Origin of the sequence: Flammeovirga sp. OC4 (assembly GCF_000812565.1) — a bacterium.
GTDB lineage: Bacteria > Bacteroidota > Bacteroidia > Cytophagales > Flammeovirgaceae > Flammeovirga.
Genome location: NZ_JTAM01000090.1, coordinates 1 through 17,871, shown reverse-complemented (window position 1 = coordinate 17,871; position 17,871 = coordinate 1). Strand labels below are relative to the sequence as shown.

Genomic DNA, 17,871 nt, shown 5'->3' with positions numbered 1-17,871 from the left:
CTGACAACTATGAATTACTTATCAAAAAATATTTATAGATATATTCTATTATTAGTGAGTTTCTTTGGTGTAACAGCATGTAACAATTACTTGACTGAGATCAACCCGAATGAAACAACCATTAAAGATTTCTACACAAGTTTAGATGATTCAGAAGCAGGTTTAACAGCTGTTTATGCATCGATGATGAATCATTATATTTGGAATTTTGGGGAAGAAGCGTGTCGATCAGATTTAGGATATCCTGGTATGGACCGACCAACTCCTACAAGTAAGCTTCTGACTTATTATCAGCACACGTACACTGAAACAAGTGACGAGATCAATAAGAAATGGGCGGCATTGTATAATGGTATTTTCAAAGCCAATCAAGTCATCCATGGTCTTCAATTTGAATCAATGGCCGAATTTAGAAATGATCCACTTTGGACACTTCAAATGGCTGAAGCAAGATTTTTCAGAGGATTATTACATTTCTATGCACACCAAGCTTATAACAACGGTGAAGTGATCATTAGAGATACTTGGGTGGATGCAAATGATATGTACAAAAAAGTATCTTCTGCTGATTCAGTATTGAGTTTTGTAAGAGAAGACTTACATTTTGCATACGCTAACCTTCCAGCAAAACATGCCAATGTATCTTCTGATTTGAGTGGTGCAGCTAGAGTAACAAAAGGTGCAGCAGCAATGATCTTAGGCAATTCTTTCTTGTTTGATTTCGTTGAAGGTTCAAACTATGATTCTGCGGCTTACTATTACAATGATGTAATTTACAATAGCGAGTATGGTTATGGTTTAGAAACAGACATGAGTAAGATCTTTACAAGTGAAGGTGCTTTCAATCAAGAATCAATCTTGGAAGTGGCGTATTCAAATGAAGTAAGATCAGACTTAGGAAACTGGGATGAGATCAATGGACAAAACAGATGGGCAGCAGTTTTTTCTCCACAAACGTATGGTGGCAACAGACAATCTATTCCTGTAGGTTGGGTGGCTTATGCTTACAAAACGGAGAAAATGGACCCTCAAGATAACAGAAACACAGTGGAATTAGAGGGAGCTTCTTATACTAGAAATATTTCGATGAGAGCGTCAGCAATGATGGCTTTGGCAGAGGATGATTTAACATCGTACTATCAAATTGGTTCTGTATCAGAAGCAGATCCGTTTAGAGCTGGTGGAGCACGTTCGCCTGAGTTTGGTTACTATAAGCAATTCAGTAATTATGACATTCTTGATACAGAGAGAAGCCTACCATTGGGTAACCAAAGATCTGCTAAAAATGTTGTGATCAATAGATTATCAGAAGCGTACTTGAACTTAGCAGAGTGTAAGATTAAAATGGGTCAAATCACTGAGGCCATCATGTTGATCAATGAAGTAAGAGGTCGTTGGGGACTAGAATTAATCGGTACGCAAGTAGACGGTTCTAAAACTTATGATGGTGTCACTTACACTGCATCTTCACTAATGGATCATTTGATGTATGTTGAAAAACCATTGGAGTTGTCTGTAGAAGGTCACATGACAAGATGGATTGACTTAAGAAGATGGAACATTATTAAAGAGAATTTCCAACGTATTTCAAGTCAAAACTACTGGGTAATTCACTTCAAAGACGCAAGAACATACTCTAAGAAAACACTTTGGAACAGTAGTATTATTCCTGGTGGTGACACTCACCCGTTCCCAGATAAGGAATTTACAGCAAGACCAAACTATAAGATTGTAGATGGAGAGGCAGCTTTGATGAATTACATTCCTTCATTGCATGATTTCTATCCGATTCCTACAGCGGAGTTATCAACGAATCCAGGTGTTAAAGGCTAAACTGAAGATAATCATGAAAGATATATATAAATTAGTTGCACTCTTTTTAATTGGCATTCTTGGTTTTACATCATGCCAAAAAGAAGATGAAATTGCAGACGATAAAAAAGTAAGAGCAGTCTCTTGGGCGATCAGTGAAGAGCACAAAGACACATTGGAGATCTCAATTGACGATTATATTTCCTTTATGGATGTTTCTCAAGGTGTACTATTCCATGAGTGGACGATCGGTGAGGAATCAAATTATCTGAAAGGAGATTTTTCAAAGACAGAAGAGGACTTTACACCCTTTATTGATTCTTTAGGAGGGGTGAAATCTGAAGATGCTACGGTGCATGTTTATTTCCCAACAGCCGGTATTCAAAAGGTAAGATTGTACAACACTTACGATCAAAAGGTAACGCATAATGGCGCAGGTCGTCAATTAGAAGCAGTAGAAATGACAGATCAACCGGGTATTTGGGTGATTGATACTACTTTTAATGTGGAAGTTTATGACAACGTAAAGCCTTCATTCTATGTTCTTAAAAACCATACAGACACAGTTTTATTTGTTTCTGCAGAGCAAGAAGTGGATGGTGCTGATGACTCTGATTGGCCAACAATAGACCTTATTGCAAGCGAAGATGTATTGACTTTTGTAGATACAACAACGGTCGGTAAGCCAACAGATACAGAATGGACACTAAGCTACTTGGAAGAAACAAGTAAAAACAGAGTGTTTGAAGTGGTTCCTATGAAAACAGGACAAGGTAGAGCAGGTGCTATGAAGTCAATCCGTCAAGGATCATCTCAGGCATTGTCACAAACTGTTCAAAAGACTATTCCGTTGAAATTGAATATCAAGGCACCAGAAGTAAGACCTCAGTTTGAAGTTTACAAAGGAGAAACACTATTATTCGCTTACAATGATGGAGATGAAATTCCTTCTGATCCAGCAGATTGGACATCGATTTCAATCAAAGTGAATGAATCACTAACCTATGTAGACAATACACAAAGAGGTTTAACAAACGGAAGAGTATGGACCTTGAATAATACAACAGAAGAAATCTATACTGATGAAAATGCAGTAGCGCAATATCCAACTATTTCAATGGCTTTCGAAGCGGGTACTTTTAAAGTAAGCCGTCAAGGTGTGGCAGGAATGCCAGATACTGAGGTTGAGCTTAAAATACCATTATTGATTGCTGTTGATGAAGCATTATTGAAAACATCTGCCTTAACGGAAGAATCTACAAAGGTCATTTCTTTCGAAACATCAATTCCTGTAGCAACCATTGGAGCAGATGCAGCAAGTCACTTTACGGCACATATCACAAACCCTAATGGTTATGATAGTCCATCCTCTATCTCAACAGTAGCAATTGATCCGAATAACAGCCAAAGAATTTTCTTAACTGTTGGAGAAACAACTTACAATTCAGACGATATTACGATTGCCTACGATGGCAATGGAGGTATTTCATCTGCAACAGGCAACCAATTGGAAGCATTTGCAGAAGAAAGCGTTGTGATGTATAACTTATCAGAAACAGAGTTTGAAGATCCGGATCTTATCAGTGTTGAAGTACCAACTACATCATTGGGTAATGCCAATGCAGAAGGATGGTACCAAGATGGAGGTGCTGCCACTGAGAAAAAGAAATGGTTAAGATCTACAGCCTATGCCTCTCATGGTGAGGCAAGTATGTCATTCATCAGTGATGACCGTACGATTGAGACTTCAACGTTATTCTCCATCCACAACATCCACGCCGGCAAAACATGGGCCAACGGTATGAAAAATGCCCCAGGCGATTACTTACTATCCTTTGATATCTTTATCCCAGAAGGTGTCGATTTCACAAGTGGTTTGATCACTGGATTCCAAGATACTTCACTTCCAGGAAATGATAAGAGTGAATACACTCCAGATCTTTCTAATGTTGAAAAAGGAAAATGGGTAACTGTCAAACAAATCGTAAGCTTCGACTTACAAGCTTCACGAAGACAGTTGGTACTAAAAGTAGTCAACCCAGTACCAGCAACAGGAGCCTTAGAGTTCTATTTGGATAACTTCACGTGTATCGCCATCGAAGCGAGACCTTAAGTACTAAGACAAAATTATATACCACTAATTCTATTTATTGTTTTGCGATTACTTCCTTCAAAAAACTTTCAATAGAACCACTATTCATACGTTTTTTAGCGTTGTACTCACAAAAAATAAATAAGAATTAGTTATCATTTATTTTTGACTTAGTACTTAAGTATAAAAGTAGTAATAATGTAAAAGCCACCCCTTGCTTCTCGGAGCAAAGGGGTGGCTTTTTTAGTATTGAATGATATATCATCATCAACTTTTACTCGACCTGAACTGGTTCAAGTCTTAAGCTACAAGCGTGACTTGGACCTATAGTTATAAAAAGTCTGTAGACTTTTAGTTTTTAACTATGAACAGTTTCCGATTTTTATGAGACTTCATAAAAAATGAAGATAAAGTACACCAAAAACAATAATTTTTTTTAAATAGTTTTAGAAAAGCCTTATTTTAGATAAGTACTAAGCCAAAAATAGATCATATTTAATTCTAATTTATTTTTTGTGAGTACAACGCTAAAAAACGTATGAATAGTGGTTCTATTTAGCGTTTTTTGAAGGAAGTAATCGCAAAACAATAAATAGAATTAGTATTAAATAATTTTGTCTTGGTACTTAAACAACAAATAACAATAAACATGAGAATAAGAAAGCACGCAGTGTATTAAGTTAGCGATTTTGCTAACGTCTAAATACACTAAGATGAAAGTAGATAAATCCACTCTTTTTTATTTTGAAACGTTGCTTGATTTTGAAGAGTCAAATGAAGATTTTATTAATCTTTATCCACCTAAAAAATACAAAGCACACGGTTGTCTTTGCAAAAGGTGTCGACTAGTAAAAAGATATTCAAGTAGTAAAAGTAAAAAATATTGGAAAAGATGGGGGAATAAGCAAATCAGAAGAAGTAAGTGGGGAAAAGGCCTTTTTTGGGCTTAGTTTATAGAAGCTTAAGTTGCTTATTCATCAAGAAAAAAAGGAGTAAAAGTTATAATCATATCATCACTTTTACTCCTATATTTTTAATGGATTTCTCAACTGGTTCAAGTCTTAAGCTGCAAGCGTGACTTGGACCTATAGTTATAAAAAGTCTGTAGACTTTTAGCATTTGAGAGATAGAGAGAGTATGTACTATTACATCGAGCTCGCTATTATTAGCAACCCATGAATGAATTCATGGGCTGTTGATGAGGTGGTTACATCCCGCTGATAAACGTCTCCACAAAACCCATCATCTTATCCGTCACTCTCTGCGCAAGTTTCTTGCGTTGCAACAGTTTAGGCTTTGTTTCAAACGTTTCTACTACATCAGATTGAATAGGTGTTCTATTGGTAAAGAGATAATCACTGATGACTTTTTCTGTGATATCGGCTTTAAGTTTTTCTTCTTCTACCAATTTAGTAAAGGCATTTTGCTTTTCTACCTCAATAAATTTATCAAATTCATCTGTTACCTCATCACTATTTTTGATGTGTGGCAGATTTTGATCAATAAATTTTTCGATCAACTCTTTCTTGCTTCTTAATTGTACTTCGCCCGATAATGTATCAATAATAGATTTCTTTTGAGCCAATTTTTTCTCTTCGTCTGGAGTTTCGCAAATTTGAGCTAAGAGTGTCAAAATATAAGCGACATTCACCTCATCTCTATGTATTAACTCCAATTCAAAATCTACATCATCTAAGATGGACGTTTTATCTTTTCCTCTATCGTTTTTGACCTTATCATTGATGTCTAAATACTTACTCTTATAATCTTCAAAAGTTTGTGCAGTAAGGTCCAGATCTTCCTCCTTATAATCTGCAAAACCATGAAGAATATGTTTGATACGCATTAGATTTCTAAATGCTTTTACAAAGGCCAGTTGCTCATCTTCTCTTATTATATTATCGACACTTTCTACTGTTGGCGCTAAGTACAATAGTTTCTCTAATGCTTCATGAAATTTGTCTAAATGTTGTTCATAAGGCTCAACAAGAATGACTTCTTTGGCTTCTTTATTAGAAAAGAGAAGAATGGCATCGTCTGTATTCTTTTTAAGGTTTCTAAAACAAACAATATTTCCATGCGATTTTTTCTCGTCCAAGATTCTATTAGTACGTGAAAATGCTTGAATCAAACCATGGTATTGAAGGTTTTTGTCAACATACAGTGTATTTAATGTTTTACTATCAAAACCGGTTAAAAACATATTGACGACTAGAAGGATGTCAATTTCTTTACTTTTTACCTTCTTGGAAATATCGTTATAGTAGTTGTAAAACGACTTCGAATCTTTGGTAGAGTAGCTGGTCCCAAACATTTTATTGTAGTCACCAATGTAGTGGTCAAGAACTTCTCTTGTATGGATATTTCCGTAAGTAGCTACAGGTTCTGCTACCATTGCACCTTCAAACTCCCCATAAGCACCGTTGGCATCTTTATCCTCTTCATTGGCGGTATAACTAAATATAGTGGCTACTTTGAGGTTATGTTCACCGGCTTCTTTTTTCTTTTGGAGAATATCGTAATACTTGATTAATGTCTCTACACTACTCACACACATCATACCAGTGAAGGTTTTACCGTGTGTTTTCCGATCATGATTATTAATGATATAATCTGCTATTTTTGTCAGGCGTTTTTCAGATTCTAACAGCTCTTTGGTGTCAATATCTTCTACTAAATGATCCGTATCGATATCCAATTCATTGTTGGAATTTTTTTGCTTATAACGGCCCACATATTCTATTGCAAAGCGTAATACATTCTGATCTTTAATCGCATCTGTAATGACATATTTATGCAGACAGTCGTCAAATAAATCTTTGGTAGTTCGCTTCCCTAAATCATTTTTAGAAGCATTATCGGCAAAAATAGGTGTACCCGTAAAACCAAACATTTGTTTGTTTTGGAAGAAATTAGTGATGGCTTTATGTGTATCTCCAAACTGTGAACGGTGGCACTCATCAAAGATGAAAATTATACGCTTATCCACTAAATTTTCCATTCTTGATTGATATCGAGAACCATTAATGGCTGTATTTAGCTTCTGAATAGTCGTTACAATCAGCTTTGTATCATCAGTAAACTGTTTGACCAAATTATTGGTGTTGTCTGTACCGTCTACACTCCCCTCAGAGAAGTGATTGAACTCTTTGGTGGTTTGATAATCTAAATCCCTTCTGTCTACCACAAATACTACTTTATGAACTTCGGGTAGCTCCATCATAATCTGAGAAGCCTTGAAAGAAGTTAAGGTCTTTCCCGAACCTGTTGTATGCCATATATACCCGTTCTTTACTCCCTTTTTTACTCTATCCGCAATCGCTTCCGTAGCGTAATACTGATAGGGGCGAAGCACCATTAATATCTTGTCAGACTCATGCAAGACAATGTATTTGGTAATCATCTTGGAGAGGTGACAAGGCTCTAAGAAAGCATCTGCAAATTGAGTAAGGTTAGTGATATTTCTATTTTCCTTATCCGCCCAAAAGAAGGTCTGCTTAAAGGACTGCTTACGGTTATTGGCGTAATACTTTGTATTGACACCGTTGGATATCACAAACAGTTGGATATAGTTGAACAGTGCCTGACCCGAACCGTAAGAGTGACGTTGGTAACGGTTAGTTTGATTAAAGGCTTCTTTCAGTTCCAACCCTCTACGCTTCAACTCTACTTGTACCAACGGTAAGCCATTGATCAGAAGTGTGACATCATATCTATTTTTATATTCTCCTTCCATAGTGATCTGCTGTGCCACTTGGAATTCGTTTTTACACCACTGTTTCTGATTAATGAACTCTATATACTCACTGCTACCATCGTCTTTATTGATCTGCATTTTATCCCGTAAGATCTTCGCCTTATCGAATACAGAACCTTTGTTTAAGTGGTTCAGAATCTGCTTAAACTCAGTATCAGAGAACTCAGTATTGTTATGCTTTGCTAGTTGTGCTTTAAGGTTTGACAATAGAGCATTTTCATCAGGTAATTGTACCTGATCGTAACCTAATTGCTGAAGTTGTTTGACTAGGTTGTTTTCTAGGATTTGTTCTGGTTGGGTAGTCATCTTTTTTTATAGTAATATGCTAAAGACATAATTGAGCAATATATATTTTCTCCATTTGTAATAATGTCACACTTCTTATAAAAAGCTTTCTCATGACAACTACAGAAAGTATAAGGTATACGTTTTATTTTACATTTTACATTAGAATTAGGCTGTTCATGGTTACACTTTATAAAAACTCTATCTCTACAATTTTTAATTTGAGAATTTTTATATTCACTATGTAAAATTTGTGAATGCCTACTCATTTGCCCTTTAATACCATTTTTTATGGAATTTTGGTTAAAAATTTCTATTGCTTGTTTAGCATAGGAGTAATAATTGCCCCATACCTTATTTGACTTTCTTTTTGGTCTATACCATTTATCTGTTGTTTTTTCTTTTCTAACATATTTATACCCTCTTTTAGAACCAATATGAGTAAATGCTTTGTAACCTTTATTTATAAAGAGCTTTTCTTTATGTACATCAGTACTTTTTTTATTGACAAAAACGTGTTGTCTTCTTACAAATCTTTTCATTTTCATGTAATAATTTGATAAAGAAGCATTTTTAAGAAGAACTCTATTCCCGTCATATGAAAAGCCTAGATATTCTAGAGAACTGTTGCTGAGGATTGATTCTTTATTCTCATTAATTTTTGAACATTGGTAAGAAGTTCCTATTTTTTTAAACGAATAAATTTGAGTTTTTGTAGGTTGAATTTTCAGGTCTAAATCATCTTTGAAAATATCAATATTAGATAGTACTTCTTTTAAATCACAATTATCAATTATTAATAATATATCATCTGAATACCTTCTGTATATGCTTTTAGGATAATTTTCATTTAAAAAATTAATTACTTTTTTATCAAATTGAAGCATATACATATTAGCTAAAATAGGACTAATAGGTGAGCCTTGAGGAATTCCGCAATCTTTTTTATTTTTATTAATTAACTTTTTTTGAACAATGTTTTTTCGGAAATCTTCTCCATCAGTAAAAAAGCTTTTAATGGGTTCCTTTTTTTTAAGATCTGCTTTATTTCTTAAAATTCTAGGGGATTTTGATTTATGATTATGAGAAGAATTTTTAAAAGCATCATGATATTCTACCCATGAATACTTTGTTATATTTTTGAAAACTTTATATTGATCTTTTGGTATAATATCATCACCAACTTTTTTTTCATATCCCATAACTGTTTTCCATGATTCTTTAATCTTTTTGTGTTTCAAATCCTCAAAAAAATTCGAAATGTCTAATGCTATAGCATAGTAATTAGTAAATTTTTTTTGTTCAATTTCTTTAATTAAGTCAGCGACATGATGGATAGTATTTTTGCATGGTTTTTCCGTGCCTTTTCTAATGGGTATTGCTCTGTAAGCAATAATTGAAGAGTTCAGTTGTAAATCTTGTGCTAAGATATCCTCATATTTTTTGCTTAATTTAGTAGCATAATGAGCATAAATTAGACTATCTAAATGATTACAATATTTTATCTTTCGTGGTTTTGTAGAGCCTATCCTAAAATTACAGTTTTTGGCTTTTCTGAATCTTCTCTTTTTAATAGGCCTTTCAATAAATGGAAAGAACTTATGTGATGATACTTTTTTTGGATTACTAATATATTTTTTAAGAGAAAGAGAATCTTCTCCTTCGTAGTATTCACTAAAATGTATATACCTTTTCAGTTTAAGTTTTTCGATCATAATAAATGAATATGAAAGTTGTCAAATTTTCGTGACGGATCTATTAATACTGTAACATGCTTTACTAGCCAATAAGATGACCGACCCCTTTTAGTTTTAAAAACTATTTGTTAGAATAATCTTTGTATATTACTTTAAATACCAGAATTACATGACACGAAATCTTCATACCGTTGCTTCTGATAGCAATATATGTAGGAATACCTTACATACAATAATAGTTACCGAGCTGATAAAGAGTCTCATCGCAATGATAGCCTCATATATCTCATTACCGATTATTTGCATATTTGGAATTCTTAAACACTTTTACCCCCAATGGATATGTTTCTCTCACTTGACAAAATGGAAAATTTCTCATTCAAGAAAAGCAAGGTGAGCGTATAAAACGTTACAATTATACTCTTGAAAAAATGACTTCCTTCATATTCGTTATAAATTTAATAAATGTATTACAACTAAACAAACATCCCCTGCAACAACCCTTTCTTCCACTCCTTAACGCCTTCCAACTCCTTACCAACTGTCTCTATCTTACGATCTAAAGAAGTTAAGAAATTGGCGATTTTTTGTTGTTCGGGAATTGATGGGAGATTAATAAAGAAATCAAAAAAGACATTTGCATGAATACGCTTAGCCTTTCTACTACCATCGGCTGTATCTCCAAATTTCTTATAGAAGTTTTTTTGCTTTACTCTTTCTAACAAGAAATATGGATGAATTAAATCAGTTTTGATATCAAAACAAGGTAAATCGACTGTAGACTGAAGTCCATCTAATTCATCAGGAATAATTCCAAAAGCACAATTTAAGAAATCGAGTTTACTGTATATAAATTGACCTGATTTTCTAATGAAATATTGTGTTTGTGCACTACCTTCAGTTTTATCTTCCTTTGGAAAGACTCCTTTTCCCCAAAGTTTTACAGTTAGCTTCTTCGCTTTGTCACCTCCATCTCCTTTTATTCTACTTTCTGTTAATAACTCCCCCAACTTCCTCTCTTCCCACTCCTCAAAAGCACTTCCATCTTCCTTTTTAAACCTAATCTCCCTAGAGAAGATCTTTTGCATCACCCCTTTCTTGTACTCCTCTAATAGCTCCTTCTTCTCGGTTAATTGTCCGATCTTTTTATCTACGGAGGATAAGAAGGTGGCGATTTTTTGTTGTTCGGGGAGGGTGGTTGTTTTTATTGATACATCTGTCAAAATATCTTGACCAACATTATATCTCGTACTCCCACCACTTTTAGTTGTAATTTCTTTTCTTGCTGTTTTTCCTTTTAAGAGATAATTCATAAACATCGGATCATAATCAGAAGTCTTCTGACCTCGAATTACAAAACCACCAAATGTTGCAGACTTTTCTTTATCAAGGTAGACATTTGCTTGACCTACTTCTTCTCTAGTCTCAGAACTTCTTTGAAATAAAATATCACCATATTTTACTTCGTTTTTTAAGAATTCTTTTTCTTCAATATCGACAAGTCCTTTTATATTATCATGGGTAATGAAATTGTTCTCAATAATATCAAGAACATTAATAAACTTCACACCTTTACCGTACTGCTCTTTCGTAGCATTTACTCCATTTTTAAATGTAAGTAGTTGACCAAGTTTCTTCTTCTCCCACTCCTCACTAAACTCAGGAAACCTCAAAGCGGGAATATTCTTTTTTACTTCACTCATAGCTTAGAAAGGTGTTTTAATGTTCAACTGATGACAGAAATCTTGGATAGTCGTATCCGTATCTTTCATTTCTTCAGACAACTGTACCAAACGATCAGAAACCGCATCCAAATCTACAGGAGCTTCTTCCTCAAAAGTATCTACATAACGAGGGATATTGAGGTTGTAATCGTTTTCTTTCACTTCGGCTAAAGAAGCCACATGAGCGTATTTCTCTTCTTCCTTTCTTTCTGCATACGTAGAGATAATCTTTTCCACATCTACTGTACGCAGGTAGTTTTGGTTCTTGGCTTTCTCGAAATGTTGTGAAGCATCTACAAATAGAATGGTATCGTCTTTTTGACGGCATTTTTTGAAGACCAAAATACAAGTAGGAATACCCGTACCGTAGAAAATATTGGCAGGAAGACCAATAACGGCATCTAGATAATTGTTCTCTTCTATCAGGTGTTTACGGATATGTCCTTCGGCTGCACCTCTAAACAATACACCATGAGGAAGTACCACCGCCATTGTACCGTTTTCACCTAAATGATGAATCATGTGCTGTACAAAAGCAAAGTCCGCTTTAGAACTAGGGGCTAATTTTCCATACTCACTAAAACGATCATCCGATAAATGAATGGGATTGGCCGACCATTTTGCCGAGAAAGGAGGATTGGCTACGATGGCTTCAAACTGCTTTTCTTTATGTTGAGGGTTTTCTAAGGTATCTTCTTGCTGAATATCAAACTCATTGTAACGTACCCCATGCAAAATCATGTTCATACGTGCCAAGTTGTACGTCGTTCTGTTCAACTCCTGACCATAGAAATGTGCCACTTCATCTACCTGTTTTGCTACGCGAAGCAACAATGAACCAGAACCACAAGTAGGGTCATATACCGACTGCAATTTATCTTTACCCGAAGTCACCAATTGAGCCAAAATTTGAGAAACAGATTGAGGCGTATAAAATTCCCCTGCTTTTTTTCCTGCTCCTGAAGCAAACTGACCGATCAGGTATTCATAAGCATCACCCAATACATCTATTTCTGTATTTCCCAACTGGAAGTCAATCTGATTCAAATGGAAAAGCACTTTAGAGATCAACTCATTTTTAGCTTTCTCCGTTTTTCCCAGTTTAGAAGAAGTCAAATCCAACTCCTCAAACAAACCGCTAAACTCCTCTTCACTGTCCGTACCCATTGTACTTTGCTCAATGTGGTTCAACACATCGCGCAACTTCTCCAAGATAAAGGCATCCTGTTCCTGTCCTTCTTCCGAAAGCACCCTAAACAATTCGCTAGGCAATAAAAAATACCCCAACGACTCTAAGGCTTCCTCTCTAATGGCTTCCAGATATTCCTTTCCTTCCTCAGTTGCTTCTTTAATCTCCGAGAACTTCATTCCATCCTCTTCCAATAACTCATTCCCGAAAAGCTCCATGCGTTCCGAAAGGTATTTGTAGAAGATAAAACCCAATATATAATCGCGGAACTCATCGGCTCCCATATTTCCTCTTAACTCATTGGCGATGTTCCATAACTGTCGCTCTAATTGACCTTTGTGGTCTACGTTGTTAGCTATTTCTGACATGATAAAGAATAGAATTCATTTTAAGATTTCCAAGATAATAAAATAATGTTAGTAATACAGAATTGTATTTTACACAATGTTGTAAATAAAATCAAATATTTGTGTTTCCATCAAAAAATGAATTCGTGAGCAAATGCGAAAATAATTTCAAATAGGCTGTAAATAAAAAGTGCTTCAAGTTTTGACGACCTGAAGCACTTTGTTTTGATAATGAATGACGTTTTGTCTATAATTTTTAAGTTTAGGAGAGGTGTTTTTTAGAGGATGAAGTATAAAAAGACAATAGGGGTCAAGCCACTTTACGTTTAGGGTATTGATGTAAAGTAGAATTAGAAGAATAGTGAAGTTGTTTAAAAGAAGAAGGTTGATTTGTTTTTGTAGTAGTTAAATGATTCTCGTTTAGGTGGGCAATCAACAACTCAAATAATGGAATGTCATTGCGATAATGATGTGTTTTTTCCCATCCCAGTCGAATTTTATAGCGTTTGGTTTTCCATGGCCACTTTTCCTTTAAAAAGAAATAGCGTCTTCTAGCACGGGGCGTATCTGACTTCCAATAGATAAAGCGTCGGTCATCAAACAGCTCATATTTATTTTTCCTCCGATTAATTGTTTTCCTTTTGAATTTCGACATTCCACCCGCCACTTTCTTTCTCGCTTTCGCAAGTTGATCCGCTTTGATGGCGTCGTATTTCCCATTGAAACTGTTGCGTTTTAACTCTCTGTAAATACTTGACAGATGTACACCTAAAGCCTCTGCAATTTTCGTTTTCTTTACTTTGGCTTCTAGTAGTGATTGTAATTCAATTCTTTGTGCTTTGGTAAGATTCATACATTATATTTTAGGGAAGAAGGATGAAGTAAATAAAGATAAAAGGTCAGTGGCTGACTCACCGACCTTTTATGTATTTAAGCAATAACTTCTAGATCCTTGATCGCATAGTCATCCAATGCCCAGCCACTTGTGGCAGCATGGTCTTTGATATGATGTAGAAGTTCAAGCAAGACATAAGCCTCTGCTTCCTGCATAATATTATCCAATTGATTAAAATAGACTTCTAATCCATCGTTTTGTTCTAGCTTTAATTCTAGATCACTAATGTCGGCTACCAATTTATTTTTTTCCACCACTTTTACCTTATACTTTGAGTGTGTGGTTTGCATATTGGCAATTTCTGTTTCAACATAGTCCAATTGATTTTTCTTTTCATTGAGCTCTGTTGTTCTGCTTTCAAATCGGTTTTTTTTTCTTTCTGTTGAAATATCCTTCAGTACGTTAGAAGAATTTTGATACTTGTATTCCTGATGAATAGCATCATAAGTAGTCTGCGTATCTTCTTGGGATGTGCATGATAATGAAACGACACGTGCAAAAAGGTCGTTTTTGTCTTTGGTGTTTAACATGATAATAAAAAATTAATGTTATAAATCGTTCTCAGTGCATTGCATAAATAGTCAGCTTATCTTTATGTTTCACGAATGAGAATAGTTTGTTGTTGTAATGTTAATGTATTTAAATGAGTAATGCAAATATATATTTTAACTCCTTTTGGACCAATGCCAATGCATTACTGATTTTTTATAGCATTAAATACTCTTTTAAATTCTAAACTCTTCGATCCAAAGTTAATTAACAAGCCAGTAGGTACATTATACGCTTCACAATAGTTCTTTGCTTGAGCCAGATGAACATCCTCCAATCGTATTACGGCTTTGAGCTCTACCATTATTCCTTCTACATAAAAGTCTACTCTTCTTGTTCCGATATGTACACCTTCATAGTAAATACTCATTTCCATTTCCCTCTGATAGGAGATTCCTTGATTTTTAAATTCCAAAGCTAAAGCCCGCTGATAGATTACTTCCTGAAATCCATTTCCTAAGGTGCGGTGTACTTTCATTGCACATCCTATTATTCTTCCTGTTAAATCGTTGTTGCTATAGTTCATAATAGATGAATCGTTAATTTTTGATATGGTGGTTATAGCTCAATGTCTGTACCAAGATTTTTAGGATTAGAGGATTGTCAGGATTTTTGGTTTTCTTTCAATGGAGAACTATGGATAATTATGGTTAAACCTTTTTCAATATTTTGTTTACGTTTCTATTTTCACTATTGTATTATTTTTTGTAGAAGTGAGTTGTAAGTGGTTGTTTATCATTGTCTGTATCAGAGTATTTAGGGTTAGAGGATTGTTAGGATTTTTGGTTTTCTTTCAATGGAGAACTATGGATAATTATGGTTAAACCTTTTTCAATATTTTGTTTACGTTTCTATTTTCACTATTGTATTATTTTTTGTAGAAGTGAGTTGTAAGTGGTTGTTGATCATTGTCTGTATCAGAGTATTTAGGGTTAGAGGATTGTTTGGATTTTTGGTTTTCTTTCAATCAAATTTATTCTTAGTTAATCAAATTACAGATAAGATATAAATATGGAGTAGTATCCAAAATCCTGTTCATCATAAAATCCTAAAAATCCCGGTACTGACATTTTAGCTTTCCTCTCATGCTAAGGTACACGATTTAATAGAAGGTGACCTTAACTCAAAACCCCCTCCTCAAAAGCCATTATCTCAAATAATTTAGCGTATTCTTTTCCGTAAGTCTCATGCATAACTACTCGGATGGCAGTGGTTTTTACCTTTTCAAAGTTAAACTTAATACGTCTAGTTTGATTTTGGTCCAAAGTGCCGAGGTCGATCCACTTCCCTTTACTTTTAGCTTGAAGGGAGAGTGATTTAAGAAGTTCTGGAGGGACCTTATCTGTAAATATTTTTCGATTGTTATAATTATTTCTCATCATGATATTCATTTTTACATTCGTATCACATTTAATAATTACAGAAGAAAGTTCAACAGGATTTTCCCATTCAACGTTTACCGTGGCAGGGAGGGTAGAAGAGGCCCAATGATGTGTTTTACCTTGAAAATCTCTAGACCAACCATCGTTTAAGAGTGCTGCATCACCTGATTTTGTACTTGAAGCGGTGATTTGCGTTGCTTCTTTCACTTTATCATTTTTGTTGGTAAAAGGATGATCAGGGATAAAAGCATCATTGATAGAGAGCTTCTCTTGGAGGCTTTTAAGATGCTTTTTGTAAATACCTCTTGGGTTGGTATTGTGCTGTACACACATGCCTGCGGCGGTACCTGTTGCTTGTCCCATCAATGCGCAAGTAGCCATGACCCTTGTGGAAGATAAGGCAATATGAGTTTGACTGATGTTTCTACCACTAAACATCAGGTTTTCTATGTTTTTAGAATAAAGACTTCTGAATGGAATTTGATAGATTTTTTTGAAGTGATAATGAAAATAGCTTGGTGGCTCACCCAAATTCTCAATACCTCCTGGATTATGCTCATCCAATGACCAACCTCCATAGGCTACAGCATCTTCGAAATGATGATGATCTACTAAATCTCTTTCATTTAAAATATGATCTCCCATAAAGCGCCTTGATTCCCTACGACCGGGTACCGAACCAATCCACTCTAGGGCATAGTTTTCGGCTCCTTCTATCTCACCAGAGTTTTTGATGTAATCCCAAACACCATGCACATGTCCCATCAGCTTTTCCTGAATTTCATTTTGATCTGCAATGATGTCGTTTTGTGAGCCCACTTCTACCCACCAATACCCTTCATTAAAAGAACGTATTTTTCTTTTGGGGTGTGATTTTTTAAGATCAAAAGGAATCATAAATGATGGAGGCGTGTAAGGGGTAGGTTTTCCCATATCCTTACCCGCAATTAACAAACTAGCTCCCATCTGCCAACCATCGGCTTTTTCGGGAGCATATTTTTCGTTGAATTCAGCTTTCGCTTCTCTACCTGTTCTGTATTCAGCCCCTGCAGTAGCCGCCAATAAACCATCACCGGAACAATCAATAAATTGTTCAGCACTGATATGGTATTCTGTTTCCGTACTCGTCTGCCAGCATACTGCTTTTTTGATACGGTTTCCTTTCATTTCTACATTGACTGCTTGAGTGTTGAGTAGAAGATCAAGATGTGGTTCTCGTATCACAAAATCATAAAGAACATGATCCCATACTGAAAACGATTCTTGAGGATTTAGAAAACGATTATGAAGTAAAATTTCTTCAATGATGCCTGTTTCCCTTTCAGGAATCCAATCGGGCTGAAGGTGATTTACCCCATTGACGAGTACTCTGATTTCGCTTGATGCATTTCCGCCTAATACAGAACGGTCTTGTACTAGTAATGTTTGGGCACCTTCTCTTGCGGCTGCCACTGCTGCACAAATACCGGCTAGTCCACCGCCTACCACAACAACCTGATAGTTTTCATGCTTAAAACGTTCAGGAGTCCCTTTTTCTCCATTACTAAGTTGTTGCCAATTGTCTTTACTACGGTCACTTACCCAACTGCCATTGGTATCTTTATCTTTTGCATTGAGGTTAGTTCCTGTAAGTAATAATCCTGAAGCTAGGGATCCTTTGGCTCCAGATTTTAAAAAATCTCTTCTTTTCATAATTGTGATTTTTAAGTACTAAGACAAAAGGAATAGGATAAAATAGCGTACACCACGACTGAAGTCATGGGTAAGTAATATTGACTCCACCAACACTAAGTGTTGCTTTTGTTATCAACCTTCAAGACTTTAGTCTTGATGAGGTTAGTATATTACTTGCCCATAGTTTTAACTATGGTGCATGAAACACCACTTACTTTTGCTCTAATACTTAGATTAAAATGTGTTACAAAAAATCACAGATGAAAAACAACTGTGATTTAGAATTTACTATTTATAACTACTTGGAAATTTGTTTACTGTCTTTAAAATTGGAAGAATATATCAGCTTAATGCTTACTACATTGTAAACTAAATTCTCGTCAACTTTTAATCAAGCTTTCTACAAACATTTATAAGCCCTACTTTCAAGCTTCTTTCTTCTTCATTTTTCCATTGATGAAAAACGAA

Annotated in this window: 11 protein-coding genes; 3 read left to right on the top strand and 8 right to left on the bottom strand. The window is 35.1% G+C overall.

What is annotated here, in order from left to right:
• Positions 1-9: 9 nt before the first annotated feature.
• The 3 genes from PL77_RS27005 (at position 10) to PL77_RS26995 (ending at position 4,854) form a co-directional block, all read left to right on the top strand.
• On the top strand, positions 10-1,833 hold the full coding sequence (locus PL77_RS27005) for a RagB/SusD family nutrient uptake outer membrane protein (protein WP_044212401.1): 1,824 nt from the start codon (positions 10-12) through the stop codon (positions 1,831-1,833).
• Between the two features lie 13 nt (positions 1,834-1,846).
• A complete protein-coding gene (locus PL77_RS27000) occupies positions 1,847-3,925 on the top strand; it encodes a hypothetical protein (RefSeq protein ID WP_044212399.1) in 2,079 nt (692 codons plus the stop codon).
• A 692-nt stretch (positions 3,926-4,617) separates the two neighbouring features.
• A complete protein-coding gene (locus PL77_RS26995) occupies positions 4,618-4,854 on the top strand; it encodes a hypothetical protein (protein WP_044212397.1) in 237 nt (78 codons plus the stop codon).
• A gap of 257 nt (positions 4,855-5,111) precedes the next feature.
• On the opposite strand, the gene PL77_RS26990 is transcribed toward PL77_RS26995, so the two are convergent.
• The 8 genes from PL77_RS26990 to PL77_RS26955 all read right to left on the bottom strand — a co-directional run bounded on the left by PL77_RS26990 (position 5,112) and on the right by PL77_RS26955 (position 17,421).
• Entirely contained in the window at positions 5,112-7,967 is a 2,856-nt protein-coding gene (locus tag PL77_RS26990) for a type I restriction endonuclease subunit R (RefSeq protein ID WP_044212395.1), read from the bottom strand.
• A complete protein-coding gene (locus PL77_RS26985) occupies positions 7,964-9,661 on the bottom strand; it encodes a reverse transcriptase domain-containing protein (protein ID WP_044212393.1) in 1,698 nt (565 codons plus the stop codon). Before PL77_RS26985 ends, PL77_RS26990 begins: the two co-directional genes overlap by 4 nt.
• Positions 9,662-10,119: 458 nt before the next feature.
• Positions 10,120-11,346 carry a restriction endonuclease subunit S gene (locus PL77_RS26980; RefSeq protein ID WP_044212391.1) on the bottom strand — a complete coding sequence of 409 codons (1,227 nt, stop codon included), beginning with the start codon at positions 11,344-11,346 and terminating at the stop codon, positions 10,120-10,122.
• Positions 11,347-11,349: 3 nt separating this feature from the next.
• Positions 11,350-12,924, bottom strand: coding sequence for a type I restriction-modification system subunit M (locus PL77_RS26975; RefSeq protein ID WP_044212389.1), 1,575 nt, complete (start codon positions 12,922-12,924; stop codon positions 11,350-11,352).
• Positions 12,925-13,213: 289 nt separating this feature from the next.
• Positions 13,214-13,756 carry a helix-turn-helix domain-containing protein gene (locus PL77_RS26970; protein ID WP_044212387.1) on the bottom strand — a complete coding sequence of 181 codons (543 nt, stop codon included), beginning with the start codon at positions 13,754-13,756 and terminating at the stop codon, positions 13,214-13,216.
• A 77-nt stretch (positions 13,757-13,833) separates the two neighbouring features.
• Complete coding sequence (locus PL77_RS26965) at positions 13,834-14,328, bottom strand: hypothetical protein (RefSeq protein WP_044212385.1); 495 nt, start codon at positions 14,326-14,328, stop codon at positions 13,834-13,836.
• A gap of 164 nt (positions 14,329-14,492) precedes the next feature.
• A complete protein-coding gene (locus PL77_RS26960; RefSeq protein WP_044212384.1) occupies positions 14,493-14,873 on the bottom strand; it encodes a GxxExxY protein in 381 nt (126 codons plus the stop codon).
• 592 nt (positions 14,874-15,465) lie between these two features.
• Complete coding sequence (locus tag PL77_RS26955) at positions 15,466-17,421, bottom strand: FAD-dependent oxidoreductase (protein ID WP_044212382.1); 1,956 nt, start codon at positions 17,419-17,421, stop codon at positions 15,466-15,468.
• Positions 17,422-17,871: the final 450 nt, after the last annotated feature.

Bases quoted from the DNA above. Each gene is read 5' to 3' on its own strand.
- PL77_RS27005 (WP_044212401.1), top strand. From the start codon at position 10: ATGAATTACTTATCAAAAAATATTTATAGATATATTCTATTATTAGTG.
- PL77_RS27000 (WP_044212399.1), top strand. From the start codon at position 1,847: ATGAAAGATATATATAAATTAGTTGCACTCTTTTTAATTGGCATTCTT.
- PL77_RS26995 (WP_044212397.1), top strand. From the start codon at position 4,618: ATGAAAGTAGATAAATCCACTCTTTTTTATTTTGAAACGTTGCTTGAT.
- PL77_RS26990 (WP_044212395.1), bottom strand. From the start codon at position 7,967: ATGACTACCCAACCAGAACAAATCCTAGAAAACAACCTAGTCAAACAA.
- PL77_RS26985 (WP_044212393.1), bottom strand. From the start codon at position 9,661: ATGATCGAAAAACTTAAACTGAAAAGGTATATACATTTTAGTGAATAC.
- PL77_RS26980 (WP_044212391.1), bottom strand. From the start codon at position 11,346: ATGAGTGAAGTAAAAAAGAATATTCCCGCTTTGAGGTTTCCTGAGTTT.
- PL77_RS26975 (WP_044212389.1), bottom strand. From the start codon at position 12,924: ATGTCAGAAATAGCTAACAACGTAGACCACAAAGGTCAATTAGAGCGA.
- PL77_RS26970 (WP_044212387.1), bottom strand. From the start codon at position 13,756: ATGAATCTTACCAAAGCACAAAGAATTGAATTACAATCACTACTAGAA.
- PL77_RS26965 (WP_044212385.1), bottom strand. From the start codon at position 14,328: ATGTTAAACACCAAAGACAAAAACGACCTTTTTGCACGTGTCGTTTCA.
- PL77_RS26960 (WP_044212384.1), bottom strand. From the start codon at position 14,873: ATGAACTATAGCAACAACGATTTAACAGGAAGAATAATAGGATGTGCA.
- PL77_RS26955 (WP_044212382.1), bottom strand. From the start codon at position 17,421: ATGAAAAGAAGAGATTTTTTAAAATCTGGAGCCAAAGGATCCCTAGCT.